This is a genomic window from Clostridiales bacterium, from assembly GCA_015243575.1.
GTDB lineage: Bacteria > Bacillota > Clostridia > Peptostreptococcales > Anaerovoracaceae > Anoxybacterium > Anoxybacterium hadale.
The window spans coordinates 1,965,070-1,986,446 of sequence record CP042469.1 but is presented as its reverse complement, the minus strand read 5'-3'; the positions used below and the strand labels follow the sequence as shown (position 1 = coordinate 1,986,446).

At 44.8% G+C, this 21,377-nt stretch carries 21 protein-coding genes; all 21 read left to right on the top strand.

Going from position 1 to position 21,377, the window contains the following annotated elements; translation table 11 throughout:
• Positions 1 to 228 precede the first annotated feature (228 nt).
• The 21 genes from FRZ06_08650 (at position 229) to FRZ06_08550 (ending at position 21,335) form a co-directional block, all read left to right on the top strand.
• The gene (locus FRZ06_08650; GenBank protein ID QOX63416.1) at positions 229 to 999 is read left to right on the top strand and encodes a tRNA threonylcarbamoyladenosine dehydratase; all 771 of its coding nucleotides are present in this window, start codon (positions 229 to 231) and stop codon (positions 997 to 999) included.
• Between the two features lie 176 nt (positions 1,000 to 1,175).
• Positions 1,176 to 1,808 carry a single-stranded DNA-binding protein gene (locus FRZ06_08645; protein QOX65883.1) on the top strand — a complete coding sequence of 211 codons (633 nt, stop codon included), beginning with the start codon at positions 1,176 to 1,178 and terminating at the stop codon, positions 1,806 to 1,808.
• A 288-nt stretch (positions 1,809 to 2,096) separates the two neighbouring features.
• Entirely contained in the window at positions 2,097 to 3,167 is a 1,071-nt protein-coding gene (gene cax, locus FRZ06_08640; GenBank protein ID QOX65882.1) for a calcium/proton exchanger, read from the top strand.
• 282 nt (positions 3,168 to 3,449) lie between these two features.
• Complete coding sequence (locus FRZ06_08635; GenBank protein ID QOX63415.1) at positions 3,450 to 3,779, top strand: hypothetical protein; 330 nt, start codon at positions 3,450 to 3,452, stop codon at positions 3,777 to 3,779.
• Positions 3,698 to 4,165 (top strand): hypothetical protein, encoded by a 468-nt coding sequence (locus tag FRZ06_08630; protein ID QOX63414.1) that lies wholly within the window; start codon positions 3,698 to 3,700, stop codon positions 4,163 to 4,165. Before FRZ06_08635 ends, FRZ06_08630 begins: the two co-directional genes overlap by 82 nt.
• On the top strand, positions 4,096 to 4,389 hold the full coding sequence (locus FRZ06_08625) for a hypothetical protein (protein QOX63413.1): 294 nt from the start codon (positions 4,096 to 4,098) through the stop codon (positions 4,387 to 4,389). Before FRZ06_08630 ends, FRZ06_08625 begins: the two co-directional genes overlap by 70 nt.
• Positions 4,353 to 4,835, top strand: a complete 483-nt coding sequence (locus FRZ06_08620; protein ID QOX63412.1) for a hypothetical protein — start codon at positions 4,353 to 4,355, stop codon at positions 4,833 to 4,835. The genes FRZ06_08625 and FRZ06_08620 overlap by 37 nt, the downstream gene beginning before the upstream one ends.
• A 225-nt stretch (positions 4,836 to 5,060) precedes the next feature.
• Positions 5,061 to 6,074, top strand: coding sequence for a phosphate acyltransferase PlsX (gene plsX / locus FRZ06_08615; GenBank protein QOX63411.1), 1,014 nt, complete (start codon positions 5,061 to 5,063; stop codon positions 6,072 to 6,074).
• Positions 6,067 to 6,762 carry a ribonuclease III gene (locus FRZ06_08610; protein QOX63410.1) on the top strand — a complete coding sequence of 232 codons (696 nt, stop codon included), beginning with the start codon at positions 6,067 to 6,069 and terminating at the stop codon, positions 6,760 to 6,762. Before plsX ends, FRZ06_08610 begins: the two co-directional genes overlap by 8 nt.
• A complete protein-coding gene (gene smc / locus FRZ06_08605) occupies positions 6,752 to 10,306 on the top strand; it encodes a chromosome segregation protein SMC (GenBank protein QOX63409.1) in 3,555 nt (1,184 codons plus the stop codon). Before FRZ06_08610 ends, smc begins: the two co-directional genes overlap by 11 nt.
• A gap of 42 nt (positions 10,307 to 10,348) precedes the next feature.
• Positions 10,349 to 11,242 (top strand): signal recognition particle-docking protein FtsY, encoded by an 894-nt coding sequence (gene ftsY / locus FRZ06_08600; GenBank protein ID QOX63408.1) that lies wholly within the window; start codon positions 10,349 to 10,351, stop codon positions 11,240 to 11,242.
• A gap of 51 nt (positions 11,243 to 11,293) precedes the next feature.
• The gene (locus tag FRZ06_08595; GenBank protein QOX63407.1) at positions 11,294 to 12,619 is read left to right on the top strand and encodes a ribosome biogenesis GTPase Der; all 1,326 of its coding nucleotides are present in this window, start codon (positions 11,294 to 11,296) and stop codon (positions 12,617 to 12,619) included.
• Between the two features lie 4 nt (positions 12,620 to 12,623).
• A complete protein-coding gene (plsY, locus tag FRZ06_08590; protein ID QOX65881.1) occupies positions 12,624 to 13,202 on the top strand; it encodes a glycerol-3-phosphate 1-O-acyltransferase PlsY in 579 nt (192 codons plus the stop codon).
• Between the two features lie 57 nt (positions 13,203 to 13,259).
• On the top strand, positions 13,260 to 14,267 hold the full coding sequence (locus FRZ06_08585) for an NAD(P)H-dependent glycerol-3-phosphate dehydrogenase (protein QOX63406.1): 1,008 nt from the start codon (positions 13,260 to 13,262) through the stop codon (positions 14,265 to 14,267).
• 248 nt (positions 14,268 to 14,515) lie between these two features.
• Positions 14,516 to 15,526, top strand: a complete 1,011-nt coding sequence (locus tag FRZ06_08580) for an SDR family NAD(P)-dependent oxidoreductase (protein ID QOX63405.1) — start codon at positions 14,516 to 14,518, stop codon at positions 15,524 to 15,526.
• Entirely contained in the window at positions 15,523 to 16,683 is a 1,161-nt protein-coding gene (neuC, locus tag FRZ06_08575) for a UDP-N-acetylglucosamine 2-epimerase (hydrolyzing) (protein QOX63404.1), read from the top strand. The genes FRZ06_08580 and neuC overlap by 4 nt, the downstream gene beginning before the upstream one ends.
• Before the next feature lie 55 nt (positions 16,684 to 16,738).
• Positions 16,739 to 17,779 carry an N-acetylneuraminate synthase gene (neuB, locus tag FRZ06_08570; protein QOX63403.1) on the top strand — a complete coding sequence of 347 codons (1,041 nt, stop codon included), beginning with the start codon at positions 16,739 to 16,741 and terminating at the stop codon, positions 17,777 to 17,779.
• An 18-nt stretch (positions 17,780 to 17,797) separates the two neighbouring features.
• A complete protein-coding gene (locus FRZ06_08565) occupies positions 17,798 to 18,793 on the top strand; it encodes a Gfo/Idh/MocA family oxidoreductase (protein ID QOX63402.1) in 996 nt (331 codons plus the stop codon).
• 55 nt (positions 18,794 to 18,848) lie between these two features.
• The gene (locus FRZ06_08560) at positions 18,849 to 19,478 is read left to right on the top strand and encodes an acetyltransferase (protein ID QOX63401.1); all 630 of its coding nucleotides are present in this window, start codon (positions 18,849 to 18,851) and stop codon (positions 19,476 to 19,478) included.
• Entirely contained in the window at positions 19,435 to 20,517 is a 1,083-nt protein-coding gene (locus FRZ06_08555; protein QOX63400.1) for a Gfo/Idh/MocA family oxidoreductase, read from the top strand. Before FRZ06_08560 ends, FRZ06_08555 begins: the two co-directional genes overlap by 44 nt.
• A complete protein-coding gene (locus FRZ06_08550; GenBank protein QOX63399.1) occupies positions 20,514 to 21,335 on the top strand; it encodes an acylneuraminate cytidylyltransferase family protein in 822 nt (273 codons plus the stop codon). The genes FRZ06_08555 and FRZ06_08550 overlap by 4 nt, the downstream gene beginning before the upstream one ends.
• The last annotated feature ends 42 nt before the right edge of the window (positions 21,336 to 21,377 follow it).

Here is a 21,377-nt window from a genome sequence, read left to right as displayed (position 1 = left end):
GATACAAGTCAAACAACTGCAGTATGGGTAATCCAATGCTGCGGTAGATGGAAATAAAACAGATACAAATATTATGACTCGAAATTTTATGAAAGATGGGTTATAATTGCAGTTGGCGTAGAAAATAAAAATAGAATAATTTCATTATCTGCTCCTTAATCTAATAATAATCAACATCCACTTCGGCAACGAAGTGGATGTTGTAGTGCAAAAGAAGGAGGATTTTTTTTGTTAAATGAATTTTCAAGAACAGAGCTGCTCTTAGGAGCGGAGGGGATGGATCGACTGCAGAATGCACGAATTGCTGTATTCGGTGTTGGCGGTGTAGGTACATTTGCTGCGGAAGCCTTGGTGAGAAGCGGCATCGGCGCTATAGATCTTTTTGACGATGACAAAGTCTGTCTTACCAACATCAATAGGCAGCTCATCGCGACCAGGAAGACAGTTGGAAAGAAGAAGGTCGAGGTCATGAAAGAGCGTATTCTTGAGATTAATCCCAAGGCTCAGGTTGAAGCTCATGAGACATTTTATGGTGCTGATAACGTGGATGATTACGATCTTAGTGTGTATGACTATATTATAGATGCAATCGATACCGTTTCGTCGAAACTGGTTCTGATCCAGAAAGCTATGGAGTTGGGAGTACCGATTATCAGTTGTATGGGTGCAGGAAATAAGCTGGACCCCACAAAATTGGAAGTTGCAGATCTCTCGAAGACTTCTATGTGTCCGCTTGCAAAAGTAATGCGCACGGAACTGCGAAGGAGAGGAATTAAACATTTGAAAGTAGTCTATTCAAAGGAGCCGCCCCTTACTCCAATTGAAGATGAAAGCAACAGTTGTAAAAACCATTGTATTTGTCCGCCTGACACGGCAAGAAAATGCACGATCCGGAGACAGGTTCCCGGCAGTGTTGCATTTGTACCTTCTGTAGCGGGTTTGATCCTTGCGGGAGAAGTGATTAAGGACTTGGCTCTGCCTGGCAAAGAGGAGAAATAGTACATCCTGATTTAATCATTGCCCCTCTATCCCTGAAAAAAGAGTAATATCGGAATTGTTGTTGAATAAACTGTAGGGACTGAAAGTGTTTATCAACATTTAGCATCAGCTAACCGATGCTGCGGATGCACGATAAGGAAACAAGGATGGATAAAGGGGGAAAAGCGATGGAGGGCATGGAAGAAAAGGGACTGGAGACGAACTGCGCATTGTTGATTGGAGTTGTTTTGTCTCCGCCTGCCATTAGCCATAAATCTTATGGGGAAACATTTTACAGCTTTTCTGTGGGTGTTGACAGAAAGAGCGGCTATCAGGATGTCATTCAGATCATTGTGTCCGAAAGGCTTATTTGGAATCTGGAATTTCAACCGGGAGATTTTGTTGAGATCCTGGGACAGATCAGGACCTATAATGAAGAGCAGGATGGGAGAAATAAACTTAACGTTGTTATTTTTGCCAGGGATTTTAAGCGCTGTGATGAAAGTCTGAGGCTAGAGCACGAAAATAGGATCATTCTGGAAGGATTTATCTGCAAGAAACCCATTGGACGTATCTCCCCTCTGGGAAGAGAAATCTGCGATATTATGCTTGCGGTCAACCGGATGTATAACAAATCGGACTATATACCCTGTATTGCGTGGGGAAGAAATGCTGGCTATGCCAGCAATCTCTCCGTTGGAACAAAAATTTCAATTACAGGAAGAATCCAAAGCCGTGAGTATCGAAAAAGGGATAACGATGGTAATACGTGGGTCAAAACGGCCTATGAAGTATCTATTTTAAAGCTGGAGGCACTTTCAGAAGAATAGGTAACGACTGCCTCCCATGCCGTTTTAAAAGTAAAAGATGGAACAAAAATAACATTGGTTAAAAATCGACTGCCTGTTTGGCAGTCTTTTTGTTTGATTATATCTTGGATGTATTCTGAATACATTTGGGTTGTTGTTGTATTGTATAATGTATTATTCAGGGTAACTTATTGCAAATTAAATCAGAAAGGAATACTATGGCTACGGTACCTTCCTTTGACAAGGTCCAACACGGTTTGCAAAGGCAAATAAAGGAGGGTAAATCTTGTGAAAGGAGATTTGCATGATATGAAGTATATGTATTGGCTGCTGATTTTCATCCCGATTACACTTGTCGCACGCTTCGGGCTGCAGCTGAACGACGGACTTGTATTTTTATTTTGTTGTTTTGGAATTGTTCCTTTGGCTGCGGTACTTGGAGATTCCACCGAACAGATCAGCCTTTACACCGGGCCGAAAATAGGGGGCTTTTTAAATGCTACGATGGGCAATGTACCCGAGCTTCTAATCTGCGGCTTTGCTGTTCAAGCAGGAATGTATTCGCTGGTTCTTGCCAGCCTGGCTGGGTCGATTTTGGGAAACATTCTTCTTGTAATGGGCATGAGTATTTTTATTGGAGGCTTAAAATACAAGTTTTTACCTTTTAATAAAAATATTACGCACAATAACTTTACCTTGCTGGGTTTTGCTGCATTCAGTATCGTTGTTCCATTTTTTTTCAAATATTCGGGAGGCGGAGGGATCACAGAGCACTCTCTTTCGAATTTTAGTCTGGCTCTGGCTGTCATTATGATCGTACTTTACTTACTGGGATTAATCTTTTCACTGATTACGCATCGAGATATCTTTGATGATGAGGACGAGGATGAGGATGGCGAAAAGGAAGCTCCCGAGTGGTCGTTCAAAAAAAGTCTTTCTGTTATGATTGGAGCTACCGTTTGTGTTGCTGTGATGAGTGAAATCCTGGTTCATACCGTGGAAGGTGCAGCGGAACAGTTCGGCCTTGGGGAAGCCTTTATCGGTATTATTTTAATTCCACTTTTGGGTAACGTTGCCGAACACGCCTCTGCAATCATGATGGCAGTCAAAGGAAAGCTGAACATCAGTATTGAAATTGCAGTTGGCTCCAGTATGCAGATCGCAATGTTTGTAACGCCGCTGATGGTAATCTTGAGCGCTTTGCTTGGAAATACCATGGAGTATGTCTATACACCCATGGAACTGCTGGGAATCATCATCAGCATCGTGATTGCTGCCACGGTTTTCATGGATCATAAAGTAAACTGGCTGGAGGGTGCAGAGCTGATTGCAGCTTATATCATTCTGGGCGGTGCCTTCCTGGTATTTGGTATCGGCTGAACCTGAACCTTGATCAGGAAAGACATAAAATATTAAATTGTCAGTTATAGGAGCTCTCAGGCCGGATGAAATCAATGGTTTGGAAATCAAAAGCCCAAACAGTAGAAAGAATCAATGGCTTGGGGGCTTTATCAACTTTGACCTCTTTTTTTTGCAGAGCATACCGACATATTTGCCTTAGTGTAAAATTAGGACGGGAAAAATAAAGGAAATAAAAAAATAAGAGTGGCCTCATATGTTATGATGTTAATAACCACAAAAACAAATAACGGAGGCACTCTTATGAACAATAGTATAACTGAAATTGCAGAATTAATCATCAGGAGTTTTGAGGAAAACTTCGAAAAGATGTTGATGGAAAAGAAGGATATCTCCGAATTTGTAATTGAGACTAAGAAAATACTGGACCAAGTAGGAACGATTCTAGCGAAGGAAGCGCTGGAAATGATGGATTCTCTTGTGAAAGGAGATTCTCGTCGAAAGCAGAACTGGTATGTTCATGAGAAGGTGCACCCAACACCCTTGCGACCATATTTGGTGAGGTTCATTATCATAGAACGTACTACAAGCATAAAACCGAAACGGAATATCGATATTTATCGGATGAACTGATGGGAATCGACTCCTACGACAAAATGGATGTTGCCTTGAAATCCAGACTGATTGAAGAAGCGATTGATACCCCGTACGCAAGAAGTGGCAGGAAAGCTGCCGAGACACTACAGATTTCAAGCCAGAGTGTTATGAACGCCATAAGGGAACTAGGCCCGGTCAGGAATAACGAAGTGAAAATTTCAAGATCAAAAGAAACGCCTACAATTCTCTACATTGAAGCTGACGAAGATCACGTTGCGCTTCAGGCTGGCGGCTGTTCAGAACCAAAGCTTGTGTATGTGCATGAAGGCAGGACACAGGTCGGAAAAGAAAGGTGGAAACTGCAGAACCCGAGATATTTCGGTGGAATGTACAGGAATCAGAAGAACTCTGGAACGAAGTAGCAGATTACATTGATACCGCCTATGACTATGATAAGATTGAAAAAATATATTTGTCCGGGGATGGAGCAAGCTGGATAAAGTCAGGAGCAACCATAATCAACAAAAGTATTTTCGTACTTGACCGATACCACCTGCACAAGGCGGTAAAAACAGCAGGAGCGCATATTGAAAACGCTGAGAGGGAAATATGGAGAGCCCTAAAAGAGAAGACAAAGAATACCTAAAGGTCGTATTTGAAACCATCCTGGATGCAGCAGAAACAGAGACAAAGGCACAATCGGTGAAAGAAGCAAAGACCTATATCATGAATCATTGGGAAAACATTAAGTATCACTATTCCAAGGATTATTCGGGCTGCAGTGCCGAAGGGCACATTAGCCATATCTATTCAGATCGGCTCAGTTCCAGGCCGCTGGGATGGAGCCTTGAGGGAGTCGATCAGATGGCAAGACTCCGAGTCTTTGCTGAAAACGGAGGTAATCTATTCGATCTGGCGCTAAGAAAGAAACAAGAACGAATCAGAGAGACAAGAGCCATTGAACTGGACTTAAAATTATGCAGAAAAAAGATACGAAAAGTCAGTGGAGAGACAATCGATAACCTGCCTGCTCTAAATTCAGGAAAGCGCACTCAACTGGCATTAGCATTACGAGGACTCAGGGGAATTTAATACAAGGTTTTAACAATGGGGAAACTCCAGCTTTATTTTTCCCGTCCTAACTTGACGCGATCCATATTTGCGTAAGAATTGCATTCACAGGTATAATGTGTTATATTTTAACTAATAGTATAACGAGGAAAATGTCCCTATGTGTACATTCGTTATCAAGCAGAAACTGCTGGAACAAGTGGCTACGCCACTTTTTATAAAAGAAAACTAAGGAGGTTTTTCCCAGTGAAAATCGTAGTAGATGGTATGGGCGGTGACAACGCGCCTGCGGAAATCGTAAAGGGTGCGGTAGAAGCTTCGGCTCAGACATTGCATGAAATCATTCTTGTGGGAGACGAAACGAAGATAATCAGCGAACTGACAAAATATAAATACAACAAAGAGCAAATCACAGTGGTACATGCCAGTGAGGTCATTACAAACGAAGATGCGCCTGTAAAAGCGGTACGCACGAAAACTGACTCGTCCATGGTAAAAGGGATTAACCTGGTCAAGAGTGGAGACGCGGATCTTTTCATTTCCGCAGGAAACACAGGAGCAATTATGGCGGCGGGATTATTTATTCTGGGCAGAATCCAGGGTATTGACAGACCGGCCATCGCAAGCACTTATCCTATTTTGGGTAAAGGTGTATCACTGCTCGTGGATTCGGGTGCAAATGCAGAGTGCAAACCCAACAATCTGCTTGAATTTGCTGCTATGGGAAGTATCTATATGGAGAAAGTGCTCAATATCAAAAAGCCTGCGGTTGGTCTGGTCAACATCGGAACGGAAGAGACGAAAGGAACTACGGTGTTAAAAGCCACCTACGAGCTACTTACTAAAAGCAGTCTCAATTTTATCGGCAACGTTGAAGCGAGAGATATTCCCAAGGGCGCATGTGATGTAGTGGTTTGCGATGGATTTGTTGGCAACGTTATTCTGAAACTTACAGAGGGACTTGCCTGGAATATTCTAAAGCTGATTAAAAACAAGTTTACGGACGGTATGTTGTCAAAGGTAGGAGCATTGCTGCTGGCTGGTAAGCTCAAAGAGCTGAAATCAGAGTTTGACTACTCTGAATACGGTGGGGCTCCAATTCTTGGTGTTAAGGGTGCAGTGGTAAAGATGCACGGATCTTCCAATGCCAACGCAGTTAAAAATACAATCCTTAAGGGAATTCCTTATGCGGAAACCAATGTGGTTCAGATGATACAAAATTCAGTACTTGAATTGGAGGAAATAATAATCAGTGAATGAGTTGGAATTTCAAAAGATAATTCAATATGAGTTTAAGAATATCAATCTCTTGAAAAATGCTTTGACACATAGCTCTTACTTGAATGAGGGCAGAGCTGTTCAAACCGGAAATAATGAGCGTTTGGAGTTTCTTGGTGATGCCATTCTGGATGCAGTGATCAGCGATCATCTCTACCGGAGACTGGAACATGTTGAGGAGGGAGAATTAACTAAGCTGAGAGCAGTAATCGTCTGCGAGCGCTCTCTGGCTTCCTGCGGAATGCATGTGGGCATTGGCAATTACCTTCAACTTGGCAGAGGGGAAGAAAACAGCGGAGGAAGGCAGCGCAACTCCATCTTGGCTGATGCAATGGAAGCAGTCATTGGAGCGGTTTATTTGGACGGCGGCTGGGATACCGTGAAAAATTATGTGATTCGCATGCTTTCCGGTCTCATTGAGGATGCTGTATCCGGTAAGCTTCATATGGACTACAAAACCGCCATTCAAGAGAAACTCCAGGCCAATGGTGAGGCAGAAATCAATTATGTCATCGACAAAGAAGAAGGTCCTGATCACGATAAGACCTTCTACGCCAATTTAATCTTCCAGGGCAGTGTCATCGGCAGCGGATCCGGACGGAGCAAGAAAGAGGCAGAGCAGCACGCTGCAAAACAAGCATTGGAACGAGGTGGAGATATTGTACTTTAAGAGAATCGACATGCATGGATTCAAGTCCTTTGCCGATCCTGTCAGTATAGAATTTCATGAGGGGATCACCTGTATTGTAGGTCCCAATGGAAGCGGCAAGAGCAATATCTCTGATGCAATTCGATGGGTTCTCGGTGAGCAGAGCCCCAAAATGCTAAGAGGCGGAAAAATGGAAGAGGTCATCTTTGCGGGAACTGCAAGCAGAAAGTCCCGCGGGATGGCAGAAGTCACTTTGGTCATTGATAACAGTAAGGGGATTCTTCCCATCGATTACGCTGAGGTGGCTATTACCAGAAGAATGTACCGATCAGGTGAAAGCGAATATTCCATCAATAACAATCATTGCAGGCTCAGGGATATCAGAGAGCTGATTATGGACACCGGGATCGGAGTGGATGGCTATTCGCTTATCGGTCAGGGAAAAATAGCTGACATTGTAAGCAACAAGCCGGAAAGCAGAAGAGAAATCTTTGAGGAAGCCGCCGGAATTGTGAAATATCGAACAAAGAAAATGGAATCGGAGCGAAAGCTGGAAGCATCTGCCGGTAATTTGGAACGTGTCAATGATATTATTTCAGAGATCGAATCCCGGATCGGCAAGCTTAAGAATGACAGTGAAAAAGCGAAGGAATATTTGATTCTCCGTGATAGATACAAGGAACTTGAAATTAATGTCACGCTGAAAAATATTGAGAATATTGAGCTGAAGAATGAATACATAAAAGATGATCTTGCAGAACTTGCAAGCCAGATTGAGGAAATGAAGGAGGATAAAGCCTCCATTGATACGGAACTGACGGAATATAGAAATAGAAATGAGGAGCTTGGAAGACTTGGAAACGAAACAAGAGATAAGCTTCTTATTAGTGTTGAAAAGATTAATGAACTTGTGAATCAAAACCAGCTGAATCGAGAGAAACTGGCTACAATTGACAAGGATATCGACAGGCTGAAGGATGAAATCTCAGTCATTGACAGCAAACTGGAGAAGGAAGCTGAATCAGAGACAACACTTCAAGCTGACAAGGACAAGCTTTATGAAGAATTATCCATTCTTAAAAACGACCTTGACCAGCGACTTATGAAGCAGGCAGAGTTGTCAGCCGCCATCAATACTGATGCAGCCGCCATCGATCAGCAGAAAAATAGGATTTATGAGCTTCACAGCAGCATCAGCAGTAAAAACAGTGAGATTAACAGTCTGCTCAGTCTGCAAGGGACGCTGGAAAAACGAAGAGAGCAAGTTCTTGCAGACAGAGAATCAGCTGAGGCGATGCGCAATGGTCTGGCAGAACGTCATCTTCGAGCTGTCCAGGAGCTGGCTGTACGAAAGGATGAATTTCAAAAGGCTACCGAACAGCGGCATGATCACATCCGCAGCCATAATGAAAGAATCCTCAGGGAAAAGAGTCTCGCAAAAGAACTGGAAGAGCTGAGAATTTCCATCGGCCAGATTTCTACCAGGAAAAAAATGATCGAAGAAATGGAAAGCTCCTATGAGGGATATAATAATGCTGTAAAATTCATTATGAAATCCAAGCTCTCTGGTATCAACGGAGTTGTGGCTGAACTCATCGAGGTTCCTCAGGGTTTTGAAACAGCAATTGAGACTGCATTGGGTGCAGCTCTACAAAATATCGTCTGTGAAGACGATCACAGCGCGCAGGCCGCTATCGGGGCACTGAAGGCAAATAAAGCAGGCAGGCTAACCTTCCTGCCGATCAAAAGTATGCGAGATTCCAGTCCAAGCTATGATCAGAGGCTGAAAAATTCGGAGGGCTTCAAGGGTTTCGGTGTACAGTGCATCAAGTTTGATGAAAAGTACAGGAAAGTCATGGAATACCTTTTGGGAAGGGTAATCATCGTAGATACGCTGGATCATGCTGTACGGCTTTCAAAAAATGCTGGAGGCGGCGGTCTTCGCTTTGTAACGCTGGAGGGCGAAGTAATCAACTCCGGTGGAGCTATTACGGGAGGAACCTTCCGAAACAATACTGCTAACCTGCTGGAAAGAAAGGCTGAGATCAAGCAGCTGGGAGAGAAACTTAACAGCATGGAGCTGTCAAAGAACCGGGGCAGCAATGAATTAGACGAGCTGCGGGCTGCAATTGCTTCAGGACAGGATACGCTGCAAAGGCTTGATCTTGAGCACAGGGAAAAAGAGCTGGAGCTTCTGAGCAAGGAAAATTCAGCTGCGGCTATGTCTGGGCAGCTTTCCGAGCTGGAACTGGCAGAGGAAAAAAGCAGGAGAGAACTGAATAACATAGACAGTGAAAAAAGTGCGTCTGAGTCAATGATCAATGAAATTAGAACAACGGTACAGCAAGCGAGTGAAGACATCGTTGAAATTGAAAAGATCACTGATACGGGGCTTCAAAACTTCGAGCTGAAAAAATCATCTTTGGATGAAGTGAATGAAGAGATTACCAGAGCCAAGATTGCAGTGGGAACAGCAGAGAGCCGGAAGAATCATGTGGATCAGCTGCTTTCACGCATCGAGGACTATAAAAAAGAAATAAAAGAGGAAAGATACAGTAAAGAGGAAACGATTCTGACGCTGGAGGCAGAAAAATCAAGTCTTCTGGAAGGCGACAACGGATTGGAAAGCGGAATCCGAGCCAGGGAACAGGAAAAGCTTGATATGGAACGGTATCTTCGGGAAATTCAGGAGGAAAAGGCTTCTGTTACAAAGCATCTCGACGAGATTACGAAAAAGAAAGACGAGATGGATCAGATTTTAGCTGGATATCAGAATCAGAAATACGACCTTGAAATTAAGCAGGCAAAATACGACACCCAGCTGGATACGTATAAGGACAAGCTTTGGGAAGAGTTTGAAGTATCTTATTTGCAGGCCATCGAATTCAGAAAGAAGGACTTCAATCTTGCCGCAGCGGTGAAGGAGACCCGTGAGATTAAAAGCAGAATCAAGGATCTTGGAGAAGTCAACGTTGGCGCCATCAAGGAATTTGAATCGGTCAGCGAGCGGTATGACTTCCTGAGTGAGCAGAGAAGCGATATTCTGGGTGCCATGAACTCGCTGAAGCAGATAATTGATGATATGGATAAGACCATCAAGCAGAGTTTCAAAGAGAGCTTCGACAAGATTGTGCTGAATTTCGAAAAAGCATTTCAGGAACTTTTCGGAGGAGGTGCCGCAGAGCTTCGGCTGGAGGATGAAAATAATCCCCTGGAATGCGGTATTGAAATTGTTGCTCAGCCCCCTGGGAAAAAGCTTCAAAATATCAATCTAATGTCCGGCGGGGAAAAGACCATGACAGCAATTGCATTAATGTTTGCTGTACTCAGAGCCAAGCCTACTCCTTTCTGTATTTTGGACGAGGTTGAGGCAGCTCTGGATGACGCTAATATAGACCGTTTTGCGAGCTATCTAAAGAACTTTGATGAGATTCAGTTTGCTCTTGTTACCCATCAGAAGGCGACCATGGAATATGCCGATGTTTTGTATGGTGTAACCATGCCGGAGCAGGGGATCTCGAGAATTATTTCATTGAGGCTGGGAGATGAGTTCCTCATAGGTTGATTTGCAATGAAAAGTAAATATTACAGTTGAAAGGAATATAATATGGCTTTTGGAATAAAAAAATCTTTTTTCGGAAGACTTCAGGAAAAAATAGAAGATGTGATATTCATGAGGCCGGAAATCGATGAAGATATGCTGGATGAGCTTGAAGAGGTATTGATCACTTCAGACATCGGCATGGAAACTACCATGAAGATTACGGCTCAATTGAGAGAAGATATTAAGAAGATGAACATCAGGGATCCTGAAGGAGTAAAAGCCCGTATCAAGGCGATTGTGAAAGAGCTGATTGATAAGGGGGAAGAACATATGCTGAGTCAGGAATCCCCACTGGTCATTTTGGTAATTGGCGTGAATGGAGGCGGCAAGACCACATCCATTGCCAAAATTGCGAACCAATGCAAAAAAGAAGGAAAATCAGTGCTCTTGGCAGCAGCGGATACCTTCCGTGCTGCCGCAGGCGAGCAACTAGAGGTTTGGGGAAATCGTATTGGGGTAAATGTAATACGACATCAAGAGGGAGCAGATCCATCTGCCGTTATCTTCGATGCAATCCAAGCTGCGAAAGCAAGAAAGACCGACGTCTTAATTTGCGATACCGCGGGAAGACTCCAGACCAAGAAAAACCTCATGACCGAGCTTGAGAAAATGAATAAAATCATTGAACGGGAATACCCGGACGCATACAGGGAAACACTTTTAGTGTTGGATGCTGCTACAGGAAAAAATGCAGTATCACAGGCAAAAGAGTTTGGTGAGATTACAGAGATTACGGGAATTGTCTTGACGAAACTGGATGGAACCGCAAAGGGCGGTATTGTCATTACCATATCCGATGAATTCCAGATGCCTGTAAAATTTATTGGTGTTGGAGAAGGAATGGACGACCTGAAGGTATTTGACCCGGCAGAATTTGCGGAAGCAATTTTTGAATAAATCGTCTAATATACTCATTCTAACATATCCATTTGAATAGGAGATAATATAATGTCAAAACCAATTGTTGCCGTAGTCGGCAGACCGAACGTCGGCAAATCGACATTTTTTAATAAGATCGTCGGAAGAAGAGTATCTATCGTTGAGGATACGCCCGGCGTGACCAGAGATCGGATCTATGCTGAAGCCGAGTGGCAAGGCCATCATTTTGCGCTCATCGATACCGGCGGTATTGAGCCGGATACGACGGATGTGATCCTGTCGCAGATGCGAATCCAGGCGGAAATTGCCATGGATACCGCTGATGTCATTTTATTTATGGTTGATGGCAAGGACGGACTGACCTCTTCCGACAGAGAAGTGGCAAGCATGCTGATGAGAACCGGAAAGGAAGTCATACTGATCGTTAACAAGGTAGATTCATCAAAGCTGCCGGAGGATTTTTACGATTTCTATGAACTGGGACTGGGTGAGCCAATAGCGATTTCAGCTGTCAATATGCTTAATCTTGGGGATGTATTGGAATTGATCATCGAAAAACTACCCAAGGAAGAAGCCGATGAAGATGACGATACGACAAAGATCGCGGTCATCGGAAAACCCAATGTAGGGAAATCATCTTTGATCAATGCATTGCTGGGAGAAGAGCGAGTTATCGTCAGTGACATTGCAGGAACCACCAGAGATTCTATTGATACTCCGTTCCAACGGGGGGAAGATCAATATATTCTGATCGATACTGCTGGTATCAGAAGAAAGAGCAAGGTTACGGGAGATATCGAAAAATACAGTGTGATAAGGGCGATTGCTGCCATCGAACGCTGTGACGTCTGCCTTCTGATGATCGATGCAGCAGAAGGTGTAACGGACCAGGATAAGAAAATTGCCGGTATCGCTCACGAAGCAGGAAAAGGAATTATTGTGGTGGTGAATAAGTGGGATCTTATTGAAAAGGAAACCAACACCATGAAAGAGTATCAGCAGGACCTTGCGAAGGAATTGACATTTATGTCCTATGCCCCATCTGTATTCATTTCCGTGCTGCAAAAGCAGAGGCTGAACAATGTCATCGATATGGTAAAATACGTATCGGAAAAACGCGCATTGAGAATTCCTACAGGACAGCTCAACAGCTTGATTGCAGATGCGACCATGATGAAACAGCCCCCTTCCGACAAGGGTAAGAGACTCAAGATTTACTATGCGACTCAGGTAGGAGTAAAACCGCCGCTCTTCTCGTTTAAGATCAACGACCGGGAGCTGATGCATTTCTCCTATGCAAGATATTTGGAAAACAAGATCCGTGAGGCATTCGGTTTTGAAGGTACCTCTGTAAAATTTGTATTTCGTGAAAAAGGAGAGGAGAGCTTTGAATAATCTCATATTTGCAGTTGCTGTAATCGTATGTTATTTTATCGGCAACATTTCTCCGGCCATTCTCATTGGTAAAATGAAGGGTATCGATATTCGGAAAGAGGGCAGCGGAAATGCCGGGACCACCAATGTATTGCGGGTTCTGGGGAAAAAGTATGCAGTAGCAACCTTGATCATTGACATTTTAAAGGGTGTTGCTGCTGTTGCCATCGGAAGATACATAGGAGGCCAAAATTTGGCAATGGCATGCGGAATGGCGGCCTTTATCGGGCATATTTGGCCTATGGCTTTCGGTTTTCGCGGCGGAAAAGGAATTGCCACAGCCTTCGGTGTTCTCGTAACACTAGATCCTATGCTTGGTTTTATTGAGGCAGCAGCGGCGCTGATCTTTCTAATTGTTTCTAAGCGTGTATCTGTAGGATCTATCGTTGCTGCGGCTCTGCTTCCCTTTGCAGCGTGGTATTTCGATCACGATTATATGATTCCAACTGCTGTCATGGCGGCCATTGTAATCTTTAAGCATCGGACAAATATCAAAAGGCTGATCAAAGGTCAGGAACCGAAAATCAATCTAGGGAAACGCTGATTATAGGAACATACTTCCATTCAATCGGAATTTCCAGAAGAAACAGGAGGAAACGAAATGAGCAACAGGATTGCTGTCATCGGGGCAGGAAGCTGGGGTACCGCTCTGGCCGTCAGTCTCAGCGGCAACGGGCATATTGTTAAAATATGGGACGTCAACGCACAACATCTAAAGGATCTGGAAGAAAAGAAAGAAAACGTTAGATATCTTCCTGAAGTAAAGCTCCCGGAAGGTGTACAGATTTCATATACCACAGAAGACGCATTAAACGGGGCGGACGTGGTTTTATTCTCTGCACCGGCGCAGCACTTTAGAAGTGCGCTGGAAAACGCACTACCGTTTCTGAAGCCTGAAATGGTTATTGTTAATGTAGCAAAAGGGATTGAGCAAAAGACCCTGATGCGTTTATCTGAAATCGCCGGTGAAAAGCTGCCTAATGCAAGGTATGTGGTTCTTTCCGGCCCGTCTCATGCGGAAGAGGTCGGACGAGGTATGCCGACTACGTTGGTCGCAGCTTCTGAAGAACTTGAGGTTGCGGAATATATCCAAGATATCTTTATGACTGACAGCCTGAGAGTCTATACGAACTCTGACGTAATAGGCGTCGAGCTGGGCGGAGCCTTGAAAAATATCATTGCCCTTGGTGCTGGAATCTCTGATGGGATGGGCTACGGGGACAATGCGAAGGCCGCTCTCATGACGAGAGGTATCACTGAAATTGCAAGGCTTGGCGTAAAGCTTGGAGCGAACTTAGGAACCTTTTCTGGTCTGACCGGAATCGGCGATCTGATCGTAACTTGCACCAGTATGCATAGCCGGAACAGGCGGTGCGGAATCATGATCGGTGAAGGGATGGTGCCTGAGGAAGCTACCCAAAAGGTTGGGATGGTAGTAGAGGGGATTTATACTACTGAAGCTGCCTACCAGCTGGCTCAAAAGGAAGGCATTGAAATGCCGATTACCGAGCAGATTTACAATGTCATCAATGGTGGAGCAGATGCCAGAGAGGCTGTAAAAAACCTAATGACGAGACAGAAAAAACATGAGACAGAAGAGCACTTTTAATACGAGTTGCTGTTTGTAGAAATTGAAATTGGCTGATATAAACGATAGATGATGCGTCAATACACCGCTGCAAGTAGGTTGTGAAAACTTCCCTTGCCGCGGTTTTTTTATATCATAAGAATCATCATTTCCTTTTGGGCAGAGTTCTATAACAGTCAAAGCAAAACATAAAATGAATTAAAGATATAAGGAAGCGCGGAAGGAGTCGGTGCTTCCTTGATAAGATGATTTGCATTGGAGGGGATCAAATGAACTTGGAAGGAAAAAAAATTCTGATCACTGGAGCTGACGGATTTATCGGATCCCATTTGACCGAAGAACTGGTTCGCCGAGGGGCTTGTGTCACAGCTTTTGTTTTATACAATTCTTTGAATACCGCAGGATGGCTTGATTCTATTTCCAATAAGATCAGAAATGAAATAAGAATGGTAAGCGGAGATATCAGGGATTCGTATCGGGTAAAGGAAGCAATGAAGGGATGTGATGTCGTATTTCATCTTGCGGCACTGATTGCCATTCCTTACTCCTATGAATCGCCGGCGTCTTATATAGAGACCAACATTACTGGTACGCTCAATGTTCTGCAGGCCGCCCGCCAGTGGGAGGCTGCACGAGTCATTCATACTTCCACAAGCGAGGTGTATGGCAGTGCAAGATATGTGCCCATACCAGAGGATCATCCTCTGCGGGGTCAGTCCCCCTATGCTGCAAGCAAGATAGGAGCTGATCAGCTTGCCCTGTCTTTTTACGATTCCTTTTCCACTCCGGTGGCGGTCATCCGTCCTTTCAATACCTATGGACCGAGGCAGTCAGCTCGGGCAGTGATCCCCGCCATCATAACACAGCTTGCTCAGGGAAGCCAGAAGATTAATCTGGGAGCATTATCACCTACAAGAGACTTTAATTTCGTTAAGGATACCGTGCGAGGCTTTATTCAGGTTGCGGAGTCAGATCATGCAATCGGAGAAGTGGTTAATATCGGCAGCGGATTTGAAATCTCCATTGGAGAAACGGCTGAAATGATTGGGCAGATCATGGGCGTATCGGTTGAAATCCAGTCGGATTCCGCTCGCTTTAGACCGGAAAAAAGCGAAGTAACACGGCTTTATGCAGATATCTCCAAGGCGGTTCGACTGTTTGGGTGGAAGCCAGAATATGGGGGAAGAGAGGGGTTTCGCAGAGGACTAGAAGAAACTGTGCGCTGGTTTACTGATCTGGAGCACCTCAAGCTATATCATCTTGGAAGGTATGAGATATGAGACGCAAACTTTGCATTGTAACAGGCACCAGAGCGGAATATGGCCTATTTGTACCATTACTGAAGAAGCTCCGCGCAGAGGCGTCATTTCAGCTCCAGCTCGTTGCAGCAGGAATGCATCTGTCTCCTGAGTTCGGATTGACTTACCGGAGAATCGAGGGTGATGGGTTTCGGATCGACCGAAAGGTGGAAATGCTGCTTTCCAGCGATACGCCCATTGGCACCTCAAAATCCATGGGGCTTGGTATCATAGGGTTTGCAGAAGCATTTCAGGAGCTTGAACCCGATCTGGTGATTCTACTGGGAGATCGTTTTGAGATTCTATCTGCCGCGCAGGCGGCAATGATTGCCAGAGTTCCGATTGCACATATTGCGGGAGGCGATCTTACAGAAGGCGCATTCGACGATGCCATCAGGCATAGCATAACGAAGATGGCGCAACTTCATTTCGTTACAAATGAATTCTCATGGAAGCGCGTGAGGCAGCTTGGTGAAAACCCGGAATACATCTTCCATGTGGGAAGTCCTGGTATTGACAGGATCAAAAGCATGGAGCTTATGGGTAGGAGGGAGCTGGAGGAGAAATTGCGCCTTACGTTTCGATCCAAAAACTTGTTGATCACCTTCCATCCAGCCACGCTGGAGGAGCAGGAGCCCGGCAGACAATTTTGGGAACTGCTGACTGTGCTTCATGAACTAGGACCAGATGTGGGACTGATTTTTACAAAGCCCAATGCAGATCCCGGCAGCCGTGAACTCATTCGCCTGCTTGAGGACTTTTCGTCTTCTAGATCCAATGTTTCCGTTTTCCCTGACCTTGGAGATTTGCTTTATCTAAGCCTGATGTCGCAAGCTGATATGGTGGTTGGAAATTCTTCCAGCGGTGTTTATGAAACACCTTCCTTTCAGATTCCTACCGTTAACATCGGGGATCGGCAGAAGGGCAGGCTTTTCGCATCTTCCGTTATCTGCTGCAAGCCAGAACGGCGCGAAATTGAAAAAGCCATTGGTCTGGCCTTTGAAATGGACTGTACAGACGCAGTAAATCCATACGGACTGGGAGACAGTGCTCAGCAGATTACAGCCATTTTGAAGTCGATTCCAGATTATAAATCCTTGGTCAAAAAAAAGTTTTTCGATCTGCCTGCGCAGGAGTGAAAATCGGGAGGGGAGATTCACAGCAAGAAATTCAAGCGGGATTCAAAACAATATTATGGAATTGCTGAAGGAGGAAGATGTGGCTTTGAAGACGCTGATTATTGCGGAAGCGGGCGTGAATCACAATGGAAGGATGGATCTTGCACGAAAGCTGATTGACGCAGCTGCAGAAGCTGGCGCTGATTATGTAAAGTTTCAGACCTTTCGCAGCAAAAGTCTTGCTTCTGCATGTGCGGATAAGGCTGAATACCAAAAGGACGCAAAGCATCCCGGCGAGACGATGCTTGATCTGGTCAAGAAACTTGAACTTCCTTTTGAATGCTTTCTTGATTTAAAACAATATTGCGCAGAAAAAGGAATTGGATTTTTGTCAGCTCCCTTTGATATTGAAAGCGCAGAATACCTCTATTCTATTGGAGTTGACCGAATGAAGATTCCTTCGGGAGAAATCACCAACCTGCCGCTTCTGGAGGTGATTGCACAGCACTCCTGCCCCATTGTGCTATCTACAGGCATGAGTGAGACAGCAGAAATCAGAGCGGCAATTGATATTTTAAACAGCAAGGGTTGTAAGGATATCACAGTCCTTCACTGCAATACGCAGTATCCCACACCGATGCAGGATGTGAATCTTCTCGCCATGATTTCCTTGCGGGAAACCTTTGAAATGCCCGCAGGCTTTTCAGACCATACGCTGGGAATGGAAATCCCAATAGCTGCTGCAGCATTGGGGGCCGCCGTCATCGAAAAGCATCTTACCCTGGATCGAAATATGGAAGGCCCGGATCATAAGGCAAGCATGGAGCCCGACGAATTTCGCATCATGATAAGCTGCATCAGAAACGTGGAAAAAGCTCTGGGGAACGGACGAAAGCAGGTGACGGACTCTGAACGGGAAAACCGCAGGATTGCCAGAAAAAGTATTGTAGCTGCAAGACAGATCAGGAAGGGAGAACGTTTCTCCGCAGAGAATCTAACCGTGAAGCGACCGGCGGACGGAATCTCACCAATGCTGTGGTACGAAGTAATCGGACAGATCGCATCCAGAGACTTTGAAGAGGATGAACTTATTGCAGTCACGGGAAAGCGCGACTGAAAGCTGAAAAGGAGTAACATGCAGGGAATGAAGGTAATTGTCATTGGAATGGGATCAATGGGCAGAAGGCGGACTGAGCTGCTCGTAAAAAATTATACGCAGATAAAAGTTAGTGCGGTTGAGTCGGATGAGGGGCGGAGGAAGCGGGCGGAAGAGGAATACCATATCAAGGTGTATGCGGATTTAGAGACCGCGTTGACAGAAGAAAGTCCAGATGCTGCTTTTGTATGTACTTCTCCCGAAAGTCATGGGAATATCATCATGGAGTGCGCGGTGCGCGGGCTTCATATTTTCAGTGAAATCAATCTGCTTCCCAACCGGTACGACGAGATCCTGAAAGAGTCTAGGATGAGCGGGAAAACACTATACCTGTCCTCTACCCAGCTTTACCGTAAGGAAATCGAACTGATTCAGAAGCTCGTAACGCAGCACCAGAACAAGCTAAATTATCATTATCATGTGGGCCAATATTTACCTGACTGGCATCCATGGGATCAGAAGCGCGAATTTTTTGCATGGAGCAGCAAAACAAACGGCTGTCGTGAAATTCTGGCAATTGAGCTGCCATGGATTCTCAAAACCTTCGGAGCGGTAAAAGAAATCATGGTATGGAAAGATCATCTGTCCTCACTGCCGGTGGACTATCCGGACAATTATATGATCGTAATGCTGCATGAGAATGGAAGCAAAGGCGTTCTGTTGACCGATATCGTCTCAAGAAAAGCAATCAGGGCACTCACGGTGTATTCTGAGGATTTATTGATTCAGTGGAGAGGAACACCAGACAGTCTGGTTACCTTTAATCTTCAAAATCAAAGAATGGAACGAGTTGATACGTATCTGAATGCAGAGACGAAACCGGGCTATGCAGAGTTTATTATTGAAAATGCCTATTTGGAAGAAATTGAAGCCTTCTTACGAAAAATGGAAGGAGATTCGAGTTTGGAACGATATACCTTTGAGGAGGATGCAGAAACGCTGAAATTGATCAACAGGATTGAGGGATTGATATAAACGAGCGTGCAAACGGTTGTATAAACGGATGGTATAAAAGAATCGAGGAATTGGAATGAAGAGGATCATAATCATCGGAACCGGCGGAAATGCCAGAGTGGTGCTGGATGCTCTGTTGTGCAGAATCCGAAGTGGGGAGGAGCTTAGTATCATAGGGTTTTTGGATGACAATGATGACAGAAAAAGCCTTAGGACTTATCCTATCCTTGGAACGCTTCAGAGAATTAACGATTTTCGCACGACGAAAGAGATCCGATTCGTCAATGCAGCTGGGAATAATCTTGCACGGAAGCGGATTTTTGAAAGTTACCCCGATGTTGACTATGATACAGTAGTTCATCCCAGTGTGCAGATCGGAACCGGTGTGGTTATGGGGGCGGGATCTATTGTAATGGCGGGAGCAATCATCAATGCAGATTCCTTCATCGGAAAGCAGACGCTGATCAATACCGGTGCGATCGTAGAACATGATAACCGGATCGGTGACTTTGTTCACGTAGCATCGGGAGCCGCAACCGCGGGAAACGTACGAATCGGCTCTGGCAGTATGCTGGGAACGGGAGCGAAGGTGATACAAGGGATTTCAATTGGAAGCAATGTGATGATCGGTGCGGGGGCTGTGGTAATTTCTGATCTCCCAGATGGATGTACTGCGGTGGGGGTTCCTGCCAGGGTCATTCGATGAGACAAAGAAATATGCAAAGGCTGAAGAAAAATCATTTAGCATGAATCGAGGTGATTATGTTATGAAAGTTTGCTTTTGCGGTCTTGGCTCCATAGGAAGGAAGCATCTTGCCAATCTTTTACGACTTTGTGAAGAGAGAAAGCTGTCCGTTGAAATCCATGCATTGAGAAATGAAATCTCAGGGCAATCAAAGTATGAGAGCATTTCTGCACAGCAATTGGATCGGCTGCTTGCGAAGCAAGTCAATGATCCTGCACTGCTGGATCAGGATTACGACATCACATTTATAACAAATCCCTCATCGCTTCACTACAGCACCATCGCTGCAATGGCAGGCAGAACCAAGCATATGTTCATCGAGAAGCCTGTCTTTACCGACGTGAATGAGCGTGTATCAGACTTAAATCTGGGGATTGACGGCATTTATTATGTAGCGGGACCATTTCGTTACTCGGAGGTGATCCGCACACTCAAAAACGCAGCCATTGAGGAGCAAATCTATTGTGCAAGGGTGATCTGTTCCAGTTATCTGCCGGATTGGCGTCCTGAAACGGATTATCGTGGCTGTTACAGTGCAAAAAAAGAATTGGGGGGAGGGGTAGCCCTAGATTTGATTCACGAATGGGATTATCTTACGATGATTTTTGGCTTCCCAAAGCATGTCTTCTGTATGCGCGGTAAGTATTCTCATTTGGAGATTGACAGTGAGGATGCTGCCTTTTATATTGCCGATTATGGAGCGTTGGCGGTGGAACTGCATCTTGACTACTTCGGTAGGGCTCCCAGAAGAGAAATCGAACTTTTCACAAGGGGAGGAAACATAACAGGCGATTTGATTTCCCATACCGTTTCGTTTCGAGGGATTCAGTCAGAGACACCGAAAATCCTTACGGACATCTCCTTTCAAGAGACGATGGATGATCTCTATGATAGAGAGATGAAGTTTTTTCTGGATCATATTCTTGAAAAGAAGCCCCTGAATAATGTTGAAGCGTCTTTGAGGATACTTGGGTTGGCGCTGGGAAAGGAGTTGCCATGAAGCTATTAATCACCATTTGCGGCAGAGCCGGATCAAAAGGAGTCAAGAACAAAAACATAAAACCATTCATCGGAAAACCGCTGGTTCTTTATACGATATCGGCGGCTTTATTATATCGGGAAGCCCACGCAAACGATCACATCGATATCTGCGTGAGCAGCGACAGTGAGGAACTGTTGAGGCTTGCGGACAGGTTTGAACTGGCTTGTATTCATCGGCCTGAGGACTTGTCACAGGATACGGCATCGAAGGTTTCCGTGATCAGGCATGCTGCACTCCAGATGGAAAAAGAGAGGAATCTGCGTTATGATTTGATCCTGGATCTGGATATCACATCCCCGCTTAGAACCCTTGAGGATATGGAGAACGCCATCGAAAAAATCTTTTGTAGGGCTGAAGCTGACGTTGATATTGCCAATGATGCTAATGCTGAAGCTGGTTTTATCACTGACGTAGTATTTTCCGTGGTTCCGTCCAGACGAAATCCCTACTTTAATATGGTGGAAATACGAGAGGGGAAAGCAGGGCGGATTTTTGAGCGAGCGTTTACTATTCGGCAGCAGGCTCCAGCTGTATATGACATGAATGCGTCTATTTACTGCTACCGAAGAGATTCCCTTATGAACCGGCTAAAGGATTCCCCGCTGGATGGAACCTTTGATGTAATTCTGATGAGAGACACAGCGGTATTGGATATCGATTCCGAGGAAGACTTTGAACTCATGGAGTTTCTAGCCGACAGAATCTTTTATCACGACTTCAGACAAATATTGGATTATGCAGACGGATTAATGCGCCAGACTCAGCAGATTCTCTGAAGGGTCACCAAATCGCGGCGGGATCAATATTATGTAAGTAGG